Source organism: Actinomycetospora sp. NBRC 106378, assembly GCF_030269685.1.
Classification (GTDB): Bacteria; Actinomycetota; Actinomycetes; order Mycobacteriales; family Pseudonocardiaceae; genus Actinomycetospora.
Window position 1 is genome coordinate 1 of sequence record NZ_BSTT01000012.1, and the last position, 17,304, is coordinate 17,304.

Annotated in this window: 16 protein-coding genes; 10 read left to right on the forward strand and 6 right to left on the reverse strand. The window is 73.9% G+C overall.

What is annotated here, in order from left to right; translation table 11 throughout:
- Positions 1 to 199: 199 nt before the first annotated feature.
- From pepE to QSK00_RS22540, 4 genes are read left to right on the forward strand one after another with little or no spacing between them, the layout of a single operon-like run.
- Complete coding sequence (pepE, locus tag QSK00_RS22525; RefSeq protein WP_285594332.1) at positions 200 to 892, forward strand: dipeptidase PepE; 693 nt, start codon at positions 200 to 202, stop codon at positions 890 to 892.
- Positions 871 to 2,088, forward strand: a complete 1,218-nt coding sequence (locus QSK00_RS22530; RefSeq protein ID WP_285594334.1) for an amidohydrolase family protein — start codon at positions 871 to 873, stop codon at positions 2,086 to 2,088. Before pepE ends, QSK00_RS22530 begins: the two co-directional genes overlap by 22 nt.
- Before the next feature lie 20 nt (positions 2,089 to 2,108).
- On the forward strand, positions 2,109 to 5,051 hold the full coding sequence (locus QSK00_RS22535; protein WP_285594336.1) for an FAD-binding and (Fe-S)-binding domain-containing protein: 2,943 nt from the start codon (positions 2,109 to 2,111) through the stop codon (positions 5,049 to 5,051).
- Entirely contained in the window at positions 5,044 to 5,367 is a 324-nt protein-coding gene (locus QSK00_RS22540; RefSeq protein WP_285594337.1) for a DUF5313 family protein, read from the forward strand. Before QSK00_RS22535 ends, QSK00_RS22540 begins: the two co-directional genes overlap by 8 nt.
- Here QSK00_RS22540 and QSK00_RS22545 read toward each other — a convergent pair.
- Positions 5,327 to 5,953, reverse strand: coding sequence for a TetR family transcriptional regulator (locus QSK00_RS22545; protein WP_285594340.1), 627 nt, complete (start codon positions 5,951 to 5,953; stop codon positions 5,327 to 5,329). The genes QSK00_RS22540 and QSK00_RS22545 overlap by 41 nt on opposite strands.
- Before the next feature lie 66 nt (positions 5,954 to 6,019).
- Between QSK00_RS22545 and QSK00_RS22550 the strand changes: the two genes are divergently transcribed.
- Positions 6,020 to 7,435: an FAD-dependent oxidoreductase gene (locus QSK00_RS22550; RefSeq protein WP_285594342.1), complete on the forward strand. Its 1,416-nt coding sequence runs from the start codon at positions 6,020 to 6,022 to the stop codon at positions 7,433 to 7,435.
- Here QSK00_RS22550 and QSK00_RS22555 read toward each other — a convergent pair.
- Together QSK00_RS22555 and QSK00_RS22560 are read right to left on the reverse strand one after the other, a co-directional pair.
- Positions 7,396 to 7,995, reverse strand: coding sequence for a GNAT family N-acetyltransferase (locus QSK00_RS22555; protein ID WP_285594344.1), 600 nt, complete (start codon positions 7,993 to 7,995; stop codon positions 7,396 to 7,398). The two genes, QSK00_RS22550 and QSK00_RS22555, sit on opposite strands and share 40 nt — an antisense overlap.
- A gap of 12 nt (positions 7,996 to 8,007) precedes the next feature.
- Positions 8,008 to 9,471: an alpha/beta fold hydrolase gene (locus QSK00_RS22560; protein ID WP_285594346.1), complete on the reverse strand. Its 1,464-nt coding sequence runs from the start codon at positions 9,469 to 9,471 to the stop codon at positions 8,008 to 8,010.
- Positions 9,472 to 9,498: 27 nt separating this feature from the next.
- On the opposite strand from QSK00_RS22560, the gene QSK00_RS22565 reads away from it, so the two are divergent.
- Positions 9,499 to 10,062, forward strand: a complete 564-nt coding sequence (locus QSK00_RS22565; RefSeq protein WP_285594348.1) for a GrpB family protein — start codon at positions 9,499 to 9,501, stop codon at positions 10,060 to 10,062.
- A gap of 8 nt (positions 10,063 to 10,070) precedes the next feature.
- Here QSK00_RS22565 and QSK00_RS22570 read toward each other — a convergent pair whose 3' ends face one another.
- Complete coding sequence (locus QSK00_RS22570) at positions 10,071 to 12,314, reverse strand: DUF222 domain-containing protein (RefSeq protein ID WP_285594350.1); 2,244 nt, start codon at positions 12,312 to 12,314, stop codon at positions 10,071 to 10,073.
- Between the two features lie 178 nt (positions 12,315 to 12,492).
- The gene (locus QSK00_RS22575; protein WP_285594351.1) at positions 12,493 to 14,019 is read right to left on the reverse strand and encodes a glycosyltransferase family 39 protein; all 1,527 of its coding nucleotides are present in this window, start codon (positions 14,017 to 14,019) and stop codon (positions 12,493 to 12,495) included.
- Between the two features lie 71 nt (positions 14,020 to 14,090).
- Here QSK00_RS22575 and QSK00_RS22580 point away from each other — a divergent pair, with 71 nt between their 5' ends.
- The 3 genes from QSK00_RS22580 to QSK00_RS22590 all read left to right on the forward strand — a co-directional run bounded on the left by QSK00_RS22580 (position 14,091) and on the right by QSK00_RS22590 (position 16,003).
- Positions 14,091 to 14,867 carry a BglII/BstYI family type II restriction endonuclease gene (locus tag QSK00_RS22580; RefSeq protein WP_285594353.1) on the forward strand — a complete coding sequence of 259 codons (777 nt, stop codon included), beginning with the start codon at positions 14,091 to 14,093 and terminating at the stop codon, positions 14,865 to 14,867.
- 53 nt (positions 14,868 to 14,920) lie between these two features.
- Positions 14,921 to 15,637, forward strand: a complete 717-nt coding sequence (locus tag QSK00_RS22585; RefSeq protein WP_285594356.1) for an MT-A70 family methyltransferase — start codon at positions 14,921 to 14,923, stop codon at positions 15,635 to 15,637.
- A 138-nt stretch (positions 15,638 to 15,775) separates the two neighbouring features.
- Positions 15,776 to 16,003: a helix-turn-helix domain-containing protein gene (locus tag QSK00_RS22590; RefSeq protein ID WP_285594358.1), complete on the forward strand. Its 228-nt coding sequence runs from the start codon at positions 15,776 to 15,778 to the stop codon at positions 16,001 to 16,003.
- Between the two features lie 38 nt (positions 16,004 to 16,041).
- Here QSK00_RS22590 and QSK00_RS22595 read toward each other — a convergent pair whose 3' ends face one another.
- Complete coding sequence (locus QSK00_RS22595; RefSeq protein WP_285594360.1) at positions 16,042 to 16,557, reverse strand: ester cyclase; 516 nt, start codon at positions 16,555 to 16,557, stop codon at positions 16,042 to 16,044.
- Positions 16,558 to 16,682: 125 nt separating this feature from the next.
- Here QSK00_RS22595 and QSK00_RS22600 point away from each other — a divergent pair, with 125 nt between their 5' ends.
- Positions 16,683 to 17,285, forward strand: a complete 603-nt coding sequence (locus tag QSK00_RS22600; RefSeq protein ID WP_285594362.1) for a hypothetical protein — start codon at positions 16,683 to 16,685, stop codon at positions 17,283 to 17,285.
- The last annotated feature ends 19 nt before the right edge of the window (positions 17,286 to 17,304 follow it).

Sequence of the window (17,304 nt, forward strand, 5' to 3'; positions counted from 1 at the left end):
GGTCGCGGCCGAACTCAACGGCCGACCCCGCAAGACCCTCGGCTGGCGATCACCAGCCCGAGCCATGACCCAGCTACTGTCCGACCCACAAGCCACAGGTGTTGCGTCGACCCCCTGAGCCCAAGGCCCACGGACCTGCCTCCCGTGACCCTCGTGGCCGGCGGGGCCCTTCGCACCAGGGGGGCGGGAGACTGCAGCCGTGTCCGGTGACGTGCTGCTCCTGTCGAACTCCCGCCCACCGGGTGGCGCCGAGCCGTTCTCGCACGCCCGCGAGGTGCTGACCGACCACCTCGACGGCCGTGCCGTGTGGTTCGTGCCCTACGCGCGGGCCGACCACGACGCGTACGCCGCCTGGGCCCGCGACGCCCTGCGGCTCGACCTCCGACCGCTGCACCGCGAGCCCGACCCTGCGGCCACCGCGGCCGCCGCCGAGGCCGTGTTCGTCGGCGGCGGGAACACGTTCCGACTGCTCCACGACGTGCGTCGGCTCGGGATCCTCGACGCCCTGCGCGGCAACGACGCCTGCCGCTACACCGGCAGCTCGGCCGGCACGAACCTCGCCTGCCCGACCGTGCGGACCACCAACGACATGCCCATCGTCGACCCGGGCGGGCTCGACGCGCTCGGTCGCGTCCCGTTCCAGGTCAACCCGCACTACGTCGACTCGAACCCCACGAGCACGCACCAGGGCGAGACCCGCGAGGAACGCATCCGGGAGTTCCACGAGGTCGACGCCACACCGGTCGTCGGGCTCCGCGAGGGCGCGTGGCTCCGCCGGACCGGCGACACGGTGACCCTCGGCGGGAACACCGCGCGCCTGTTCCGCAGGGGCGAGGAGCCGACCGAGCTCGGACCGGGTACCGACCTCTCGTGGCTGATGATCTCCTCCTGACGAACGTCCTCCCCCGCGGGCACGACGCCCCCGTCGACGTCCGCGTCGAGGACGGCCGCATCGCGGAGGTCGGGCCCGGCCTCACGGCCGCCGGGGTCACGGAGATCGACGGCGGCGGCCGCCCCGTCCTCCCCGGGCTGGTCGAACCGCACCTGCACCTCGACAAGGCCCTGCTCGGAGGCGGCGACGGGACCCTCGCGGGCGCCGTGAACGCGACCGCCGAGGCCAAGGAGCACTTCACCCACGACGACGTCCTCGCCCGCGCCGACGACGTGCTGCGCCGGGCCCTCCGGCACGGGACGACCCTGGTCCGCACCCCCGTCGACATCGACCCCACCGTCGGCCTGACGAGCCTCGACGCCCTGCTCGAGCTGAAGGAGCGGTGGGCCGGGGCGGTCGAGCTGCAGGTCGTGGCCTTCCCGCAGGAGGGGATCGCCGCGCGGCCCGGCACCGACGACCTGCTGGTCGAGGCCCTGCGCCGCGGCGCCGACGTGATCGGCGGCTGCAGCTACGCCGAGGACGACGTCGAGGGCTGCCGCGAGCACGTCCGCCGGGTGTTCGACCTGGCCGCGCGCTTCGACGTCGACGTCGACGTGCACGCCGACTTCGCGGCCGGCCCGGACGACCCCCGGCACGCCCTCGCGACGTTCGTCGCCGACGTCACCGCCGAGCGCGGCTGGGGCGCCCGGACCACCCTCGGGCACGTCACGACGATGGCCGGCCTCACCGCCGACACCCGGCGCCGGATCGTCGAGCGGCTGGCGGAGGCCGGGGTCGGCGTCGTCGTGCTGCCGCCGACGGACCTCTACCTGCAGGGGAAGGCGGCGCCGGTGGCCGAGCTGCTCGACGCGGGGGTCGCGACGGCGCTCTCCAGCAACAACGTCCGCAACGCCTTCACCCCGTTCGGCACCGTCGACATGCTCGACGTGACCCTGCTCGCCGCGCACACCCAGCCGTTCGGCACCGCGGAGGGGATCGACCGCCTGCTCGACCGGGTCACCGGCGGGGCGGCCGCCATGCTGAACGTGGGCGGCCACGACCTCTCGCCGTGCAGCCGCGCCGACCTCGTCGTGCTCGACGCGCCCGGCGCGGACCACCACACCGCCCTGCTCGACCGGGTCCCACGCCGCTTCGTGATCAGCGGCGGACGCCTCGTCGCCGAGACCGTGACGACGGCGACCCTGCACGCCGTCTAGGTGCCCGCGATGATGGGGACATGACCACCGCACCGATCCGCCCGGGAGCAGACGCGGAGCACTCCCTGCTCGCCCAGGAGCTCGCCGGAGCCGTCCGCGGATCGGTCCGCTTCGACACCGCGACGCGGGCGATGTGGTCGGCCGACTCGTCGAACTACCGGCACGTCCCGCTCGGCGTCGTCCAGCCCGTCGACGGCGACGACGTCGAGCGCGCCGTGGAGGTCTCGCGCCGCCACGGGGTGCCGCTGCTCCCCCTCGGCGCCCGCACGAGCATCTGCGGGCAGTCGGTCAACGAGGCCGTGGTCGTGGACTTCTCCCGGCACATGCGCCGGGTGCTGGAGATCGACCCGTCGTCGGGAACCGCGCGGGTGCAGCCCGGGACGGTGCTGGACGACCTGCGCGACGCCGGGCGGCCGCACGGCCTGACGTTCGGCCCGGACCCGTCGACCCACAACCGCTGCACGCTCGGTGGGATGATCGGCAACAACGCCTGCGGGTCGCACTCGGTGGCCTGGGGCAAGACCGTCGACAACGTCCGCGAGCTCGACGTCCTGCTCGCCGACGGCACGCGCATGCACGTCGGCGGCCCGATGGACGACGCCGCGATCGACGCCGCCGCACGCCGGCCCGGCAGCGAGGGCCGCGTCTACCGCGACCTGGTGGCGCTGCGCGACCGCGTAGGCGACGTCGTCCGCGCCGACACCCCCGACCTCACCCGCCGGGTCTCCGGCTACAACGTCGACCAGTTGCTGCCCGAGCACGGCTTCGACCTCGCGAAGGCGCTGGTCGGGACCGAGGGCACCTGCGTGACGATCCTCGAGGCGACGGTGGACATGGTCACCTCGCCCCCGGTGCGCGCACTGGCCGTGCTGGGCTTCGAGGACGCCTACGCGGCGGCCGACCACGTGGTCCCGATCCGCGACCACGCGCCGCTGACGATCGAGGGGATGGACGTCGGCGTCATCGGCGCCCTGCGCGCCGCCCGCCCCGACGACCGCACGCACGAGGCCCTGCCGCGCGGCAAGGGCTGGCTCTACGTCGAGACCGGCGGCGAGACCCGCGGCGAGGCCCACGAGAAGGCCGAGGCGATCGCCAAGGAGATGGCCTGGGCCACCGTCGACGCCAAGGTCGTCAGCGAGCCGAAGGCCATGCGGGCGCTGTGGAAGATCCGTGAGGACGGGTCGGGCATCGTCACCCGCGGCCCCGGTGGCGTCGAGGCGTGGCCGGGCTGGGAGGACGCCGCCGTCCAGCCGGCGAAGTTCGGCTCCTACCTGCGCGAGTTCGACGCCCTGCTCAGCAAGCACGGCCGCACGGGCGCCTACTACGGGCACTTCGGTGACGGCTGCGTGCACGTCCGGATCGACTTCCAGCTGCTCACGACGGCGGGTCTGAAGAACTTCCGCGCGTTCCTCGAGGACGCGGCCGACCTCGCCGTCGCGCACGGCGGGTCGCTCTCCGGCGAGCACGGCGACGGGCAGGCGCGGGCAGAGCTGCTCTCCCGGATGTACTCGCCGACGATGATGGGGGCGTTCTCCGACTTCAAGGCCGCGTGGGACCCCGACGGGCGGATGAACCCGCACCGCGTGGTCGACCCGCCGAAGATCGACGAGGACATCCGCGTCTTCATCGGGCAGCCGACGATCCCCACCCGCACGCAGCTCGACCTCATCCACGACGGCAACCCGGAGACCGGCTTCGCGTCGGCCACCCGGCGCTGCATCGGGGTCGCGAAGTGCATCACCGCGAGCGGCGGCGTGATGTGCCCGAGCTACCGCGTCACGGGCGAGGAGAAGCACTCGACCCGCGGCCGGGCGCGGCTGCTCTTCGAGATGGCGTCCGGGCAGACGGTGCCGGACGGCTGGCGGTCGGAGGAGGTCAACGACGCCCTCGACCTGTGCCTGAGCTGCAAGGGCTGCTCGCGGGACTGTCCCGTCGGCGTCGACATGGCGACCTACAAGACCGAGTTCCTCGCCCAGCACTACGCCGGGCGCGCGAAGGACCGCCCGCGGTCGCACTGGTCGATGGGCTGGCTGCCCGCCTGGCTCGCGATCACCTCGAAGATCCCGGGTGCGCCCCGCATCGCCAACGCGCTGGCGGCGAAGCCCACGCTCGCGTCGATCGCGAAGAAGGCCGGCGGCATCGCCCCGCAGCGCTCGATCCCGCCGTTCGCACCCAAGCCGCTGCGGCGACTGCTGGACGTCCGGAAGCACGCCGCCCGACCCGACGTCGGGAAGCGCATCCTCCTCTGGACCGACTCCTTCACCCCGGCGTTCGACCCCGAGCTCGCGATCGACGCGATCCGGGTGCTGGAGGCGCTCGGGTACCGCGTGGAGCTGCCGCAGAAGACCGTGTGCTGCGGTCTGACCTGGGTGACCACGGGGCAGGTGTCGGTGGCCCGGACGGTGATCGAGCGGTCGCTGGAGCGCATCCGGCCGTGGCTGGAGGACGGCGTGCCGATCGTGGGCCTGGAGCCCTCGTGCACCGCCGCGCTGCGGGGCGACTCGCTCAAGGTGCTGGGGCGCGACCACGACCTCGCGCAGGTGGCGTCGCGCTCGATCCGGACCTTCGCCGAGGTGCTCGCGGACCACACCGACGAGCTGGCCGAGCTCACCGACGGCGCGGAGCGGAAGGCCCTCGTCCAGATCCACTGCCACCAGTACGCCGAGCTGGGCACCGACGCCGACCGCGCCGTCATGGCGGCGCTCGGGGTGCAGGCCGACGTGCTCGACGAGGGCTGCTGCGGGCTCGCCGGCAACTTCGGCTTCGAGGACGGGCACTACGAGGTGTCGACGGCGTGCGCCGAGCGCGGCCTCATGCCGAAGGTGCGGGAGGCCTCCTCCGACACGACCGTCCTCGCCGACGGCTACTCGTGCCGGACCCAGATCCGCCAGCTCGACAACGCCGGGCACGAGCCGACCCACCTCGCGCGGCTCACCGCCCGCGCGCTGGGGCTGCGTGCGTAGACCGGGCGTGTGGCGGTGGCTGGCCTACGCGTTCGGGGCCCGGCTGCCGGTGGCGTACGGGAACTGGGTGCTGCGGGACCTCACCGCCCGCACCTGGTTCCTGCGCCAGCTCGCACGGACCACGGTGCAGTGCCTGCCGGTGGCGCTGCTCGCGCTGCTGCCGGGACCGGGGTGGCTGCGGATCGCGCTGCCGTGCTTCGTGTGGTTCTCGGCGATGTTCATGGCCGCGATCTTCTCCCCGCTCATCCGGGAGAAGCGGCTCTACCAGCACGGGTTCATGCCCGAGATCGTGCTGGGTCGGGACGCGGAGCCCTGATCGGCTCGTCCGCGAGCGGGATGCCGGCCACCAGTCGCGAGAGCATGGCGTCCAGTTCGTCGATGTAGCTGCTCGCCGCGCCGGCGTGGATCCGGGCGAGGGCGGCGTAGCGGGCCCCGACGACGACCCCGGCGAACAGCAGGACCTCGGGGTCGTCGGTGGGCCGGCCGATGCCGCGGGACACCATGCCCGCGATCTGCTCGACCCCGAAGGAGTTCCGCTCGCGCAGGATCGCGGCGATCTCGGGAACCGAGCGGGCGAGCTCCATGCGCACCTCCTCCAGGGCGCGGGCCTCGTCGTCGAGCGACCCGAACCCGCCGCGCACGATCAGCCGGACGGCCTCGAGCAGCGGGGTCCCGGCCGGGAGCTCGGCCGCGACCCCCTCCATCACGGGGTCGACGTCGTCGAACAGGACGACGTCCTCCTTCGTCGGGAAGTAGCGGAAGAACGTGCTGCGGCTGACCTCGGCCGCCGCGGCGATGTCGTCGACCGTGGTGGCGGCGTACCCGTGGTCGCGGAAGAGGCGCAGGGCGTGCCGCTGCAGCTCCGCGCGCGTGCGCTCCTTCTTCCGCTCCCGCAGGCCCATGCCGATGATTGTGACACGAGAATTCTTTTGACACTCAGTACCACTTGAGGCGTAGTGTCACGAGTCATGGACGACGTGATCGTGGTGGGAGCAGGGCCGACCGGACTGACGGCGGCGATCGACCTGGCCCGGCGGGGAGTGGCGGTCCGGGTGCTCGAGGGCGCGGACGCCCCGCACCGCGGGTCGCGGGGGAAGGGCATGCAACCGCGCACCCTGGAGCTGCTCGACCAGCTCGGGGTGGCCGACCGGCTGGTGTCGCTGGGTTCGTTCGACCTCCCGTTCCGGCACCACGACGCCGACGGCTCGGTCCGGGACGCCCCCCGCAGCCCCGACCTCGACGCCGCGGCCGCGGACCCGACGACGCCGTGGCGGACCTCGCTGCTCATCCCGCAGTGGCGCACCGAGCAGGTGCTGCGCGAGCGCCTCGCCGAGGAGGGCGTCGAGATCTCCTACGGACGGCGGGTGGCGTCGCTCGCCCAGGACGACGAGGGCGTCGACGTGGTGCTCGACGACGGGTCGAGGCTGCGGTCCTCGTGGGTGATCGGCGCCGACGGCGGGTCCAGCACGGTGCGAAGGCAGCTCGGGGTGGGCTTCCTCGGGGAGACCCACGAGGAGGTGCGCCTGCTGCTCGGGGACGCGGAGATCGACGGGCTGGACCGCGACCACTGGCACATGTGGGCGACCGAAGGACCCCTCGTGGGCTCCGGTGCGGTGTTCTTCGCACTCTGCCCGCTGCCCGCCACACCGACGTGGCAGATCCAGATCGCGCACACGGACCCCGAGCGGCACGCCTCCCCGGAGCTGCTCACCGAGCTCGTCGAGGCCCTCGGCCCGCGGGTCCACGTGCGGCGGGTCGAGACCGCCTCGGACTGGCGGCTGAACGTGCGGATGGTCGACGACTACCGCGTCGGGCGGGTGTTCCTCGCCGGCGACGCCGCCCACGTCCACTCGCCCGCCGGCGGGATGGGCATGAACACCGGGATCGGCGACGCGATCGACCTCGGCTGGAAGCTCGCTGCCGTCGTCCACGGGGCCGACCCGGCCCTGCTCGACTCCTACACCGCCGAACGCCTGCCGGTCGCCGTGCACGTCCTCGGCCTGTCTGGCGAGCTCACCGGACGGCAGGTGTTCTCCCGGACGCCCGAGCAGCTCCGCGACACCCGCGGCTTCGGGATCAGCTACCGCACCGTTCCGGACGACGGCCGTGGTCCGGTCGCGGGGGACCGGGCGCCGGACGCGCCGCTGGTGGGCGGGTCGACGCTCTTCCGGCGTCGTCGGGAGGCGGACTGGACGGTGCTGGCGTTCGGTGGTGCGGTCGAGGCACCCGACCTGCCCGGCGGCACCGTGCAGGTCCTCGACGCGGACGCCCTCGCGGCCGACGGGACGCTGCGTGAGGCCTACGGCGCCCGGGACGGGAGCGTCGTCGTGATCCGGCCGGACGGCTATGTCTGGTCGCGGGAGGAGGCCGCGCTGTCGGCGTGAGATCCGGGCCAGGGGCCGGGCGCCGGGACGTCGTCCTGCTGGTGGGTGCGGGTGTCGTAGGCGACGAGACCGCGGCGTTCGTAGTTCCGACGGGCGTGCGGACCGTCGAGCGTGCAGGTGTGCAGCCACACCCGACGGACCGGCGCGAGGTCCGGCCAGCGGGTGTCGAGCCGCCAGGCCTCGGTGAGGGCGCGCGTGAGCAGGTGACCACCGAAGCCGCGGCCGATCGCGTGCGGCAGGAGCCCGAACGACTCGATCTCGACCTCGCTGCCGCCTTCCGTCGGACGGGCCTGCAGCTCGGCGTACCCGGCGGGGGTGCCGCGGTGGTGGGCGACCCAGGTCTCCCGGCCCTCCTGGGTGACGTGGGCGTACCAGTCGTTCCACGTGAAGCCGAGCTTGTCGGTCCAGTGCCACGGCCCGCCCACGGCGGTGTCGAGGAAGCGGCTGAACTCCGGGGACGGCTCCTCGGCACGGACGACGTCGAGGGGGTCGGCCGGGGCAGCGGCCGGTCGGAGCCGGTCGGGAGAGGTCTGCTCGAGGTAGGTCGTGGTGACGAGCACGGCGTCAGCCCATCACGCGAACGGCACTCCTCCGGGATCGGGCGGGCAGACGGTGCCCTCGGGAGGCAGCCGGGTCGGGTCCAGCAGGTACGCGGCGGCCGTGTCGGTGGCGCAGCGGCTGGGGAGGTCGAGCGTGGTGTGGCCGAAGCCGTCGACCACGAGGAGGCGGGCGCCCGACAGCTGCCCGGCGGTCGCGCGGGCGTTCGACAGCGGCGTCTCCGGGTCGTCCCGGGAGTTGATGACGAGGGCCGGGGCCGGCAGGGGTGCGTTCCAGGGGCCGAGGTAGCGGTCGGGGTCGATCGCCGGCCAGTCGACGCAGGCCGCGGTGTTGAGCGCGACCGGGACCCCGAACAGCGGGTGTGCCGCCTGCTCGGCGGGCAGGAGGGCCGTCATCTGCTCCGCGGTCGGGGTGAGCACGTCCGTGCACTGGACGGCGAGGAACGGGGTGGAGTGCGGCGGCGCGCCGGCTGCGGGGTCGGGCACCGGGGTGACCGGAGCCGACGTCGGGAAGGCACGGGCGAGGCCGGTGAGGCGGCCGCCGGACTCCAGGGCCGTGCTCACCCGCTCGGCGAGCTGAGCAGAGGTGCCGGTGCGGGTCGCCGTGCCGACGGCGGCGGCGATCCGGGCGGCCGGATCGGGGTTCGCGGCGCACCGAGGCCCGGCGGCGGTGCAGGCGACCGCGAAGGCGTCGAGCGCCTCCTCGCGGGCCCGGGCGACCTGGGCGCGGACGTCGACGGGTCGGGTCGGGTCGGTCGTGCCGGCGTTCGCGACCAGGTCGAGCGCGCCGTCGACGACGAGCGCCCGCAGGCGCCCGGGGAAGAGGTTGGCGTACGTGGCGCCGAGGTAGGTGCCGTAGGAGTAGCCGTAGACGCTGATCGTCGGCTCGCCGAGGGCCTGGCGGAGGAGGTCGAGGTCGCGGGCGGCGTTCGCGGTCGAGAGGTGGCGCAGCACGTCGCCCGAGCCGGCCAGGCACGCCTGACCGATCGCCCGGGCGGACGCCCAGAAACCGGCGGGGTCGGTGAGGGGTGAGCCGACAGGTCGGGCGGGTTCGCCGTCGTCCGGGCCGCACCGGACCTGGTCGACCCCGCGCGGTTGGAGCGCGAGGACGTCCATGCGGGTGCGGACGCCGTCGAAGCGGCCGCTGAGCCGGCGCAGGCTCGACGTGCCGGGGGTGCCGGGTCCGCCGTAGTTCACGGCGACGGTGCCGACGCGGGCGACCGGGTCGAGGGCGGGCAGGCGCGTGACCTCGAGGGCGATCGTCGGGCCCGTGGGGAAGCGGTAGTCGAGGGGCGCCGTGAGCGTCGCGCACTGGAACGAGCCGCAGGGGCGCCAATCGAGGCGCGGGACGGCGGCGCTGCCGGTACCGAGGGGCGGGCCCGGCGTCGGGGACGGAGGACCCGTCGGCGTGCTCGGTTGCGCCGGCCCCGAGCACGCCGCGACGAGCAGCAGGAGGACGAGCCACAGCCGGGTGCGCATCGCGAGGAGTGGTAGCACGATCGAGCCGTGTCCTGCCGGTCCGGTGCCGCCGGCGAGCCGCCGGGGTGGGCCACCGAGGCGATGCGGATCGCGGAGTACGACCCGAGATGGCCCGAGCTCGCGGCCGCGTACGCGTGCGAGGTCGAGGAGTTGTTCGCCGGACGCCTGTCCGGCGAGGTGGTCCACGTGGGCTCGACCGCCGTCCCGGGCCTGTCCGCCAAGCCGATCATCGATCTCCAGGCCGTGTCGCCCGATCCTGCCTCAGCGCTTGAGGAGGTCGGCGACTCGGTGGAGGCGGCCGGTTGGCGGTTCGTGCCGCGGGAGCTCGACCGCCGGCCGTGGCGGTGGTTCTTCGTCCGTGTCGACGCGGACGAGCGCGTGAGGCGCGCCCACCTGCACCTCATGGTCCCGGGCGAGGAGCGTTGGCAGCACCAGGTGCTCTTCCGCGACCGCCTGCGTGCGAGCGCGCGGCTCCGCGAGGAGTACGCGCAGGTCAAGGCTCGGGCGGCCGCGGACCACCGCGGTGACCGTGAGGCGTACGGGCACGCCAAGACACGATTCATCCTCGAGATCGTGCGGTCGTGTGGCTGACCCGCACGTCAGAACGGTGGGTCGTCGTCGTGGGGGTTCGGGGGTTGGTTCTGCTGTTGGCGTCTCCTCTGGTCGAGGTCAAGCAGGGTCTGTCGTTGGGCGTCGGTGAGGTGGCCGTGTTGGTCGGTGCGTGGCTGCCAGGGCCGCGTTGGGCGGGGTGCGGTGCGGGTGTCGGTGATGCCGGGGTCGAACCGGTCTCGTCTGACCGGTCGTAGGGGTCGGTAGGGGTCGGGTTCGACGACGTGGTGGGTGCCGGTGGGGGCGGTCCATACGAACCGTCCGGGGCGGGTCTGGCGGACGGTCCAGCCGGAGGTCGGGTCGTGCTTGCGCAGGTGATCACCCACGGAGAGGGGGCCGAGGTTGTCGGCCTGGGTGGGCCCACCCAATGTGTGGTCGTAGGTGTGGTCGATCGGGCAGGCCACGGCGGGAACGGTGCACATCGGGAATCGGCAGGTGCGGTCGCGGGCGTGGATCCAGCGGGTGAGCTCGGCGCCGGGGAACCGGTGGCCGGCCTCGCGGGTGCTGCGGCTCGGGTGCTCGCCGGATGGGCGTGCTCTCGCCCCGGCCAGCGCATTCGTGGCGCGGCGGGCGAGTTCGGCCCAGATCCCGATCAGCTGCCGCTCGGGGTCGAGGGTGTCGACCTCGCTGGTGTGGGCGGTCAGTTCGACGACCTGCCGCTGGTAGCGCGGGTCCGCACCGGGCCGGCGCGGAGCACGAACGAGCAGCACGTGCTCGAGGGCGCCGTCGGGGTCGTAGAGCAGGACCCGGAACTGGGCGCAGGTTCTCGCCCAGGCGGCGCGGTAGGCGTCCCAGCCGGTCAACGTGCCGGCGCCGACGCGGCCGTGGGCGCGTTGCAGCCCGAGCACGCACGCGAGGGTGGCGCGCAGCGTCGCGGGTGGGAACACCAGCCCGCGTTCGGTCCACCGCGCGGCCACGTCCGGCGGCGGCTCGGTGCTCGGCACCCGAGGATCGGGAGTGTCCGGTGGCGGCGGGTCCGGCTCAGGGTCCCCCGGCCGCCACCCCGGCGTTGAAGTCTCGTCTGAAGCTGGCGAGGGAGTGTCTGCGCACTCCGCGGTGGCTGCCACGAGTGTGTGGGCGCTTCCTCGACCCGCATCGGAGCGTTCGAATTGGCCACCGCCGTCGCTCGGGTGATCCACGCGACCAGGAGTGGAACCACCGTCGGAGGGGCCACCGTCGGAGGGGCCACCGTCGGAGGGGCCACCGTCGGAGGGGCCACCGTCGGAGGGGCCACCGTCGGAGGGGCCACCGCTGTCGTCCGGGCCAGCGCCAGAGGAGCCACTGTCGTCGGGACTGTCGTCGGGACTGTCGTCGGGCCCGTCGTCCGGCCCGTCGTCCGGCCCGTCGTCCGGGTCGTCGTCGTCCGGCCCGTCATCGGGGTCGGGGAGGTCGTCGAGGTCGGTCAGGTCGGCGAGGTCATCGGTGGGGCCGGCGGGGGTGGTGAGGTCGAGGACGACCTGCTCGAGGACCGCGAGGTCGTCCGACCCGGCCGGGCAGCCGTGCAGCAGCCGCAGATACACCTGCGCCTGCACCTTCGCCGGCCCCACCGAGTTGCCCGCCGCCTTGAGCTGAGACAGGGCCTCCTCGGCGACCGCGGCGATCCGCTCGAACGCCGGCACCGCCATCCCCGGATCCAAATCGAGCCCGTGGATCTCCGCCGCCCCCGACGGCGCGATCCGCGTCGACACCCGCGACCGCGCCACCGCCGCGTCCCGCCGGTTCTCCGCACCCAACGGGTCGACGTCCTTCACCGCGGCGGCGATCCGTTGCTGCAGCTCCCACACCCCGAGCTTCGGGGCCTGCGAGATCAGGGCGTCGACCACCACCGTTGCCTGCTCGTCGGTGACATCGCGCAGCCCGGCGACGAATACCGCGGCCTTGGCGTGTTCCACCCGGCCCTCGCGCATCGCCTCCCCCAGCCGCGGCAGCCGCTCCAACGCCCCTTGCGCGGTCTCCAACCGCGACGCCGCCATCGCCACCGACCACCCCAGCCGGGCGGCGATCACCCGCGGGTCCGGCTCCGGCCACCGCTGCAGCGTGTCCGCGCGGGCCCGGGCCGTCTCCAGCATCCAGCACGCCCGCCGCCACTCGTCGTGCACCATCCGGGCCTGCCAGGCCACCAGCCCGGCCTCGCACTCCTGCCCCACCGCATCCCGCGGGTCGGAGAACGGCACCGCCGGCGGCGGGGTGTCGAACACCCCGTCGCCCACCGCGAACGCCGCCTCCACCGCCATGATTCGAACTGTAGTTCGCACCCCTGACAGTCACCGCGCACCGGAAAGCCCACGAAGCCCTGGTCGGAGACGGCGAGGTTCACACCAGGCAGGAAACCGGCCCCGGAAACCTGCCCCACGTGACACTCGCGGCCACGAAAAGCGCCGAGACCGCCCACATCACGAAATGATCACGAAATCACGCCAGGTTCCGCAGCTCCGGCCAGGCCTCGGCCCACGAGCGGGACGGAGTACAGACCGCGAGCAGGACCCGGTCGTTCACCGGCGTCACCCGTGGACCCACGTACATCGGCAACAGCACGAGCCGACGGCAGAAGCGCGGGGCCCACTTCACGTCGCCGACGAGCAGCGCGTCGGCCGACCCCGGCGGCACGTCGAAGTACCCGAACCCGCGGTGCGTCGAGTACACCGGCGTCGGCAGGCCGAACCGCGGCCCCTCGTGCTCCAACGCCGCCGCGTACCAGTACGAGTAGGCCACCACCACGGTCCCGGGCGGCAGGGCGTGCCACTGCCGCGCCACCCCGGCGGCGAACTCGGGCCAGCCGACCTGGCCCATCGTCTCGAACTCGGTCGGTGCCCGCCACGACGCCGGCCCGAACGGGAGGACCCACAGCACCGTCAGCACCGCCGAGACCACGACCGCCGCCGGGTGGACCGCCCAACGCCACCACACCCGCCGTCGGGAACGGGGCAGGGCACAGAAGGCGACCGCGCCCGCCGCGATGAGCACCGCGTAGAGACCCGACAGGTAGTAGGGCCGCCCGCCCGCGGCCAGCAGCACCGCCGTGACCGTCAACGAGGCCCACCCGAACGACCGCCACGGTGCGAGCGGCGGGTGGCGCAGCAGCGCCCACGCCCCGAGCAGCACGAGCACCGCGCCCGGCGCGAGCCCCGCGTAGTAGAGGGCCCGCGGCAGGAACTGCCACCGGTCCCCGAACAGCGACGACTCCCCGGCCACGACCGACCCCATGTGCAGCTGCGGCCAGCCGTGGCGGGCCTGCCAGACGAGGGTCGGGACCGTCGAGGCCGCGGCGAGCCCCGTTCCCGCCCACAGCGACGGTCGGCCGAACAACCGCCGGGGCCCGGACACCGCCACCCCGACCACGAGTGCCCCGAGCAGCACGACGATCAGCACCTTGTCGAACAGCGCCACCGCGACGACGAGCCCGAGCCCGAGCAGCAGGCGGTCGTCGGCGGCGCCGTCGCGCTCCTGACGCAGCCATCGGGCGAGCAGCCACAGCGCCGTCGCCCAGCACACCGGGTCGACGGTCGAGGTCGCGAGCAGGTGGCCGGTCGCGAGCAGGTACGGGCTGATCGCGGTGACCGCCGTGGCGAGCACCTGGGCGCGCCGGCCGCCGCCGAACTCCCGGGCGAGCAGGGCGGCGACGACGGTCCCGACGGCGGTCAGCACCGTCGCCGGCAGCCGGAGGACGACGAGGTTCCCGGGCGCCAGGTGGTCGAGCAGGGCCGCGAGCAGGGGCAGCAACGGCGGTTGGTCGGCGTACCCGGTGCTCGGCCGCGCGCCGGCGGACAGGAAGTAGTACTCGTCGCCGAACCACCCGTAGCGCGCGGAGACCACCCCGAGCAGGACGGCGACCGCCGCCGCGACCGCGAGGACCGGTCCCCGGGCGAAGGGCGCGAGGGCCGGGCGGACCGTGGGCGGGGGGAGCCCCAGACCGAGACCGCGGGCGGGTGTCGTCGTCATCCCGCCCCCATCGGTCCCACCTCGTGTCCTTCCGAACGTAGCGGGTGGCCCACCTGGGACACTGACCGACCGTGGAGCTCACGCACAGCTGGTCGCAGGCCGTGCCGGGCGGATCACTGGGTGTGCTCGCGGAGCTGGCCGCGCGCTACGAGCTGCGCGAGACCCGCAACGCCGCGGCGATCCTGGCCGCGACCGCGCCGGAGGAGTTCGGTGAGCTCTGCGCGGTGCTCGCGGCGTTCGCCCTGACGACCGTCGACCTCATCGAGGCCGGCGGGAACGAGTCCAAGCTGGCCGCCCGGCTCAACGCCGACTTCCGGTCCCGGGGCTGGCGGGAGGGCCGGGTCGACACGGTGGTGCGCTCGGTGCTGCAGGTCCAGCCGTGGGCCCCGGCGGGCGAGCACGAGGTCGTCGAGCGCACCGACGAGGTGCGCAACGAGGGCTACAAGGTCGACAACGTGAAGGGACGGGTCGCGCTGGACGTCGAGTGGAACGCCAAGGACGGCAACCTCGACCGGGACATCGGCGCCTACCGGAGCCTCTACGACGCGGGCCTCATCGACGGCGCGGTGCTGCTGACCCGCACCCACGACGACCTGCGCGACCTCGCCCGGCGCCTCTCGCGCGCGGCGGGCCAGAGCGACGAGCAGGTCCGCAGCCGCTTCTCCACCTCGACGACGACGCACCTGGGCAAGCTCGAGTCCCGCATGACGCGGGGGGACGCCGGGGGATGCCCGCTGCTCGCGGTCGCCGTCAGCGCCCGCTGCTTCGTTCCCGACGCCGGGTCGGTGCCGGCCGGGTGGGCAGGTCACCGGTCCGACCAGCCGGTGCTCGAGGGGTGGTCCGGATGAGTCCACAGGACGACGGACCGAGACTGTCGGACCCCCTCGCTACCGTGCCGCCCGTGACCGCACCGCCGCTCGACACCCCGTCCGCGACGCCGCCCGCCCCTGCCGTGCGCGCTGCCCGCCGCGCCGACCCGCTGCGGGCCGACGTCACGCCGGTCGAGGCCGTCCCGCTGCCGACGGTCGAGGGCGGTTGGCCCTGCGTGCTCGCCGACCCGCCGTGGCGGTTCACCAACCGCACGGGCAAGGTCGCGCCGGAGCACCGCCGGCTCGACCGCTACGACACGATGACCGCCCCGGAGATCGCGGCGCTGCCGGTCGCCGACGTGGTCGCCGCCAACGCCCACCTCTACCTGTGGGTGCCGAACGCCCTGCTCCCCGAGGGCCTCGCGGTGATGCAGGGCTGGGGCTTCCGCTACGTCTCGAACCTGGTCTGGGCCAAGCGCCGCAAGGACGGCGGACCGGACGGGCGCGGGGTCGGCTTCTACTTCCGCAACGTCACCGAGCTGATCCTGTTCGGCGTGCGCGGGTCCATGCGCACCCTCCCGCCGGCCCGCCGCCAGGTGAACATGATCGAGACCGTGAAGCGGGAGCACTCACGCAAGCCCGACGAGGCCTACGCGTTGATCGAGGAGTGCTCGCCGGGGCCCTACCTCGAGATGTTCGCGCGCTACCCGCGGCCGGGCTGGACGGTGTGGGGGGCGGAGTCGGCCGAGGACGTCGTCCCGCGGGGGCGCCAGTACCCCGCCTACCGCTCGGCCTCGGAGCCGAGTTGACGTCAATTTGACAGCGCGTCACCCCAACGCGCTAAGGGTGACCACGTTCCGTCGTTCGGACGCCAATTCCGACCGTTGAGCCCTCATTTGCTGGCAAGTTCTGGCGCTCGGCCGCCACTCTCGGTGAGAATGCGGCGCATGACGAAGACCCCCGACCTGGCGCGCAACCAGCGGGTGACCGGCCCCGAGCGCGAGAAGTTGTCCGGCGAGCTGCTGAAGCGCTACGAGAAGGGCGCCAGCATCCGCGAGATCTGCGCCGACACCGGGTACAGCATCGGCCGGGTGCGCCGTCTGCTCGTGGACGCGGGTGTGGAGTTCCGCGGCCGCGGCGGCACGCACGGACGGGCGCGCAAGAAGGCCGAGTAGACCGGGGCCGGCCGCAGTCGGCCCCGCGCCCGCCGGGGTCAGTGGCGGAGACGGTTGAGCAGGTTGAAGCCGTACTTCAGCCCGACGTCGAGCCGGGACCCGTCGGCCGGCAGCAGGCCGAGCTGCCGCGCGAACTGCATCTGGTCGAAGACGACGAAGTTCGACACGATCTTCCCGCCGCGCACGGTGAAGTGGTCGACACCGTCGAGGTCGAGGCGTGCCCCGGTCGGTTCCACGCCCTCGAGCGCCGCTCCGGTGTGCGTCCCGGTGAGGGTCCAGCGCACGAAGACCTGCTCGCCCTCCTCGACCATGGCCTGCATCGTCAGCGTCGCGTCGGGCACGGCCGTGAACAGCCGCTCGAAGTAGCCCTCGATCTCCGCGGCGCCCCGGTAGGTCGCCGTGGGCATCCGCTCGCGCGTCTCGTCGGTCCAGACCGCGCGCAGGGGCGCCGCAGTGTGGGTGTTGAGCACGTCGAAGGTCCAGCGCACGACCTCGCCGGGGGTGGCGTCAGCACCGGGCGGCGTGGGGGCGGGCGGACCGGCGCTGCGCGACATGGCAGCGAACCTAGGGCCGAACCGCGACGACCGCGCGACGGCAGCACGACGGCCGGACGAGGGCCGGACGAGGGCCGGAGACTCGTCGCGGGTGGACGGAGCGGGAAGTGGGCACCTGCGCGCCCATGAGCTCCCAGACCCTCGCCCAGTGGGTGTCCGCCATCGGCAGCGCCGGATCCCTGCTGGGGTTCGCCGCCTACGTCTGGATCATGCTGCTGAACCGCAAGGACCAGGTCGAGGTGCGGCAGGAGCAGCAGGCCCAGGGGGTCACGGCCTGGTTGGACGACGGCGCGCGGCACGACCGCGACGAGGGCACGGGAGACGCAGCGGAGCGGAGCTCGACCAGCGACTACGTGCTGTGCGTCCACAACGGCGGCGACTCGCCCGTCTTCAACGTCCGCTGCCTGTTCTCGCTGCCCTCCAGCGAGGACCAGCACGCGGTCGAGCTCGCGCTGCTGCCGCCGCGGCACGACGCGGTGCGGTCGCTGCCGTTCGGGGCCGACGACGTGTCACGGGAGGAGCTGTACTCGGCGCCGGCGGTGCCCGAGATGCGCTTCACCGACTCGCACGGGACGCACTGGGGCCGCGACGGTCACGGGCAGCTGCACCGCGTGGAGAACCGCGGGGTGCGGCGGCGCCCGGAGCACCGGTCGACCGAGGAGACCGGGCGCGACGACTCCGACTGGGAGACCGCACACCGGGAGCGGACCGGAGCCACCCGATCCTGAGCTGACCGGTCCTGAGCTG

Coding starts and splice junctions, on each gene's coding strand:
- QSK00_RS22535 (WP_285594336.1), top strand. CDS start 2,109: ATGACCACCGCACCGATCCGCCCGGGAGCAGACGCGGAGCACTCCCTG.
- QSK00_RS22545 (WP_285594340.1), bottom strand. CDS start 5,953: ATGGGCCTGCGGGAGCGGAAGAAGGAGCGCACGCGCGCGGAGCTGCAG.
- QSK00_RS22550 (WP_285594342.1), top strand. CDS start 6,020: ATGGACGACGTGATCGTGGTGGGAGCAGGGCCGACCGGACTGACGGCG.
- QSK00_RS22560 (WP_285594346.1), bottom strand. CDS start 9,471: ATGCGCACCCGGCTGTGGCTCGTCCTCCTGCTGCTCGTCGCGGCGTGC.
- QSK00_RS22570 (WP_285594350.1), bottom strand. CDS start 12,314: ATGGCGGTGGAGGCGGCGTTCGCGGTGGGCGACGGGGTGTTCGACACC.
- QSK00_RS22575 (WP_285594351.1), bottom strand. CDS start 14,019: ATGACGACGACACCCGCCCGCGGTCTCGGTCTGGGGCTCCCCCCGCCC.
- QSK00_RS22590 (WP_285594358.1), top strand. CDS start 15,776: ATGACGAAGACCCCCGACCTGGCGCGCAACCAGCGGGTGACCGGCCCC.
- QSK00_RS22595 (WP_285594360.1), bottom strand. CDS start 16,557: ATGTCGCGCAGCGCCGGTCCGCCCGCCCCCACGCCGCCCGGTGCTGAC.
- QSK00_RS22600 (WP_285594362.1), top strand. CDS start 16,683: ATGAGCTCCCAGACCCTCGCCCAGTGGGTGTCCGCCATCGGCAGCGCC.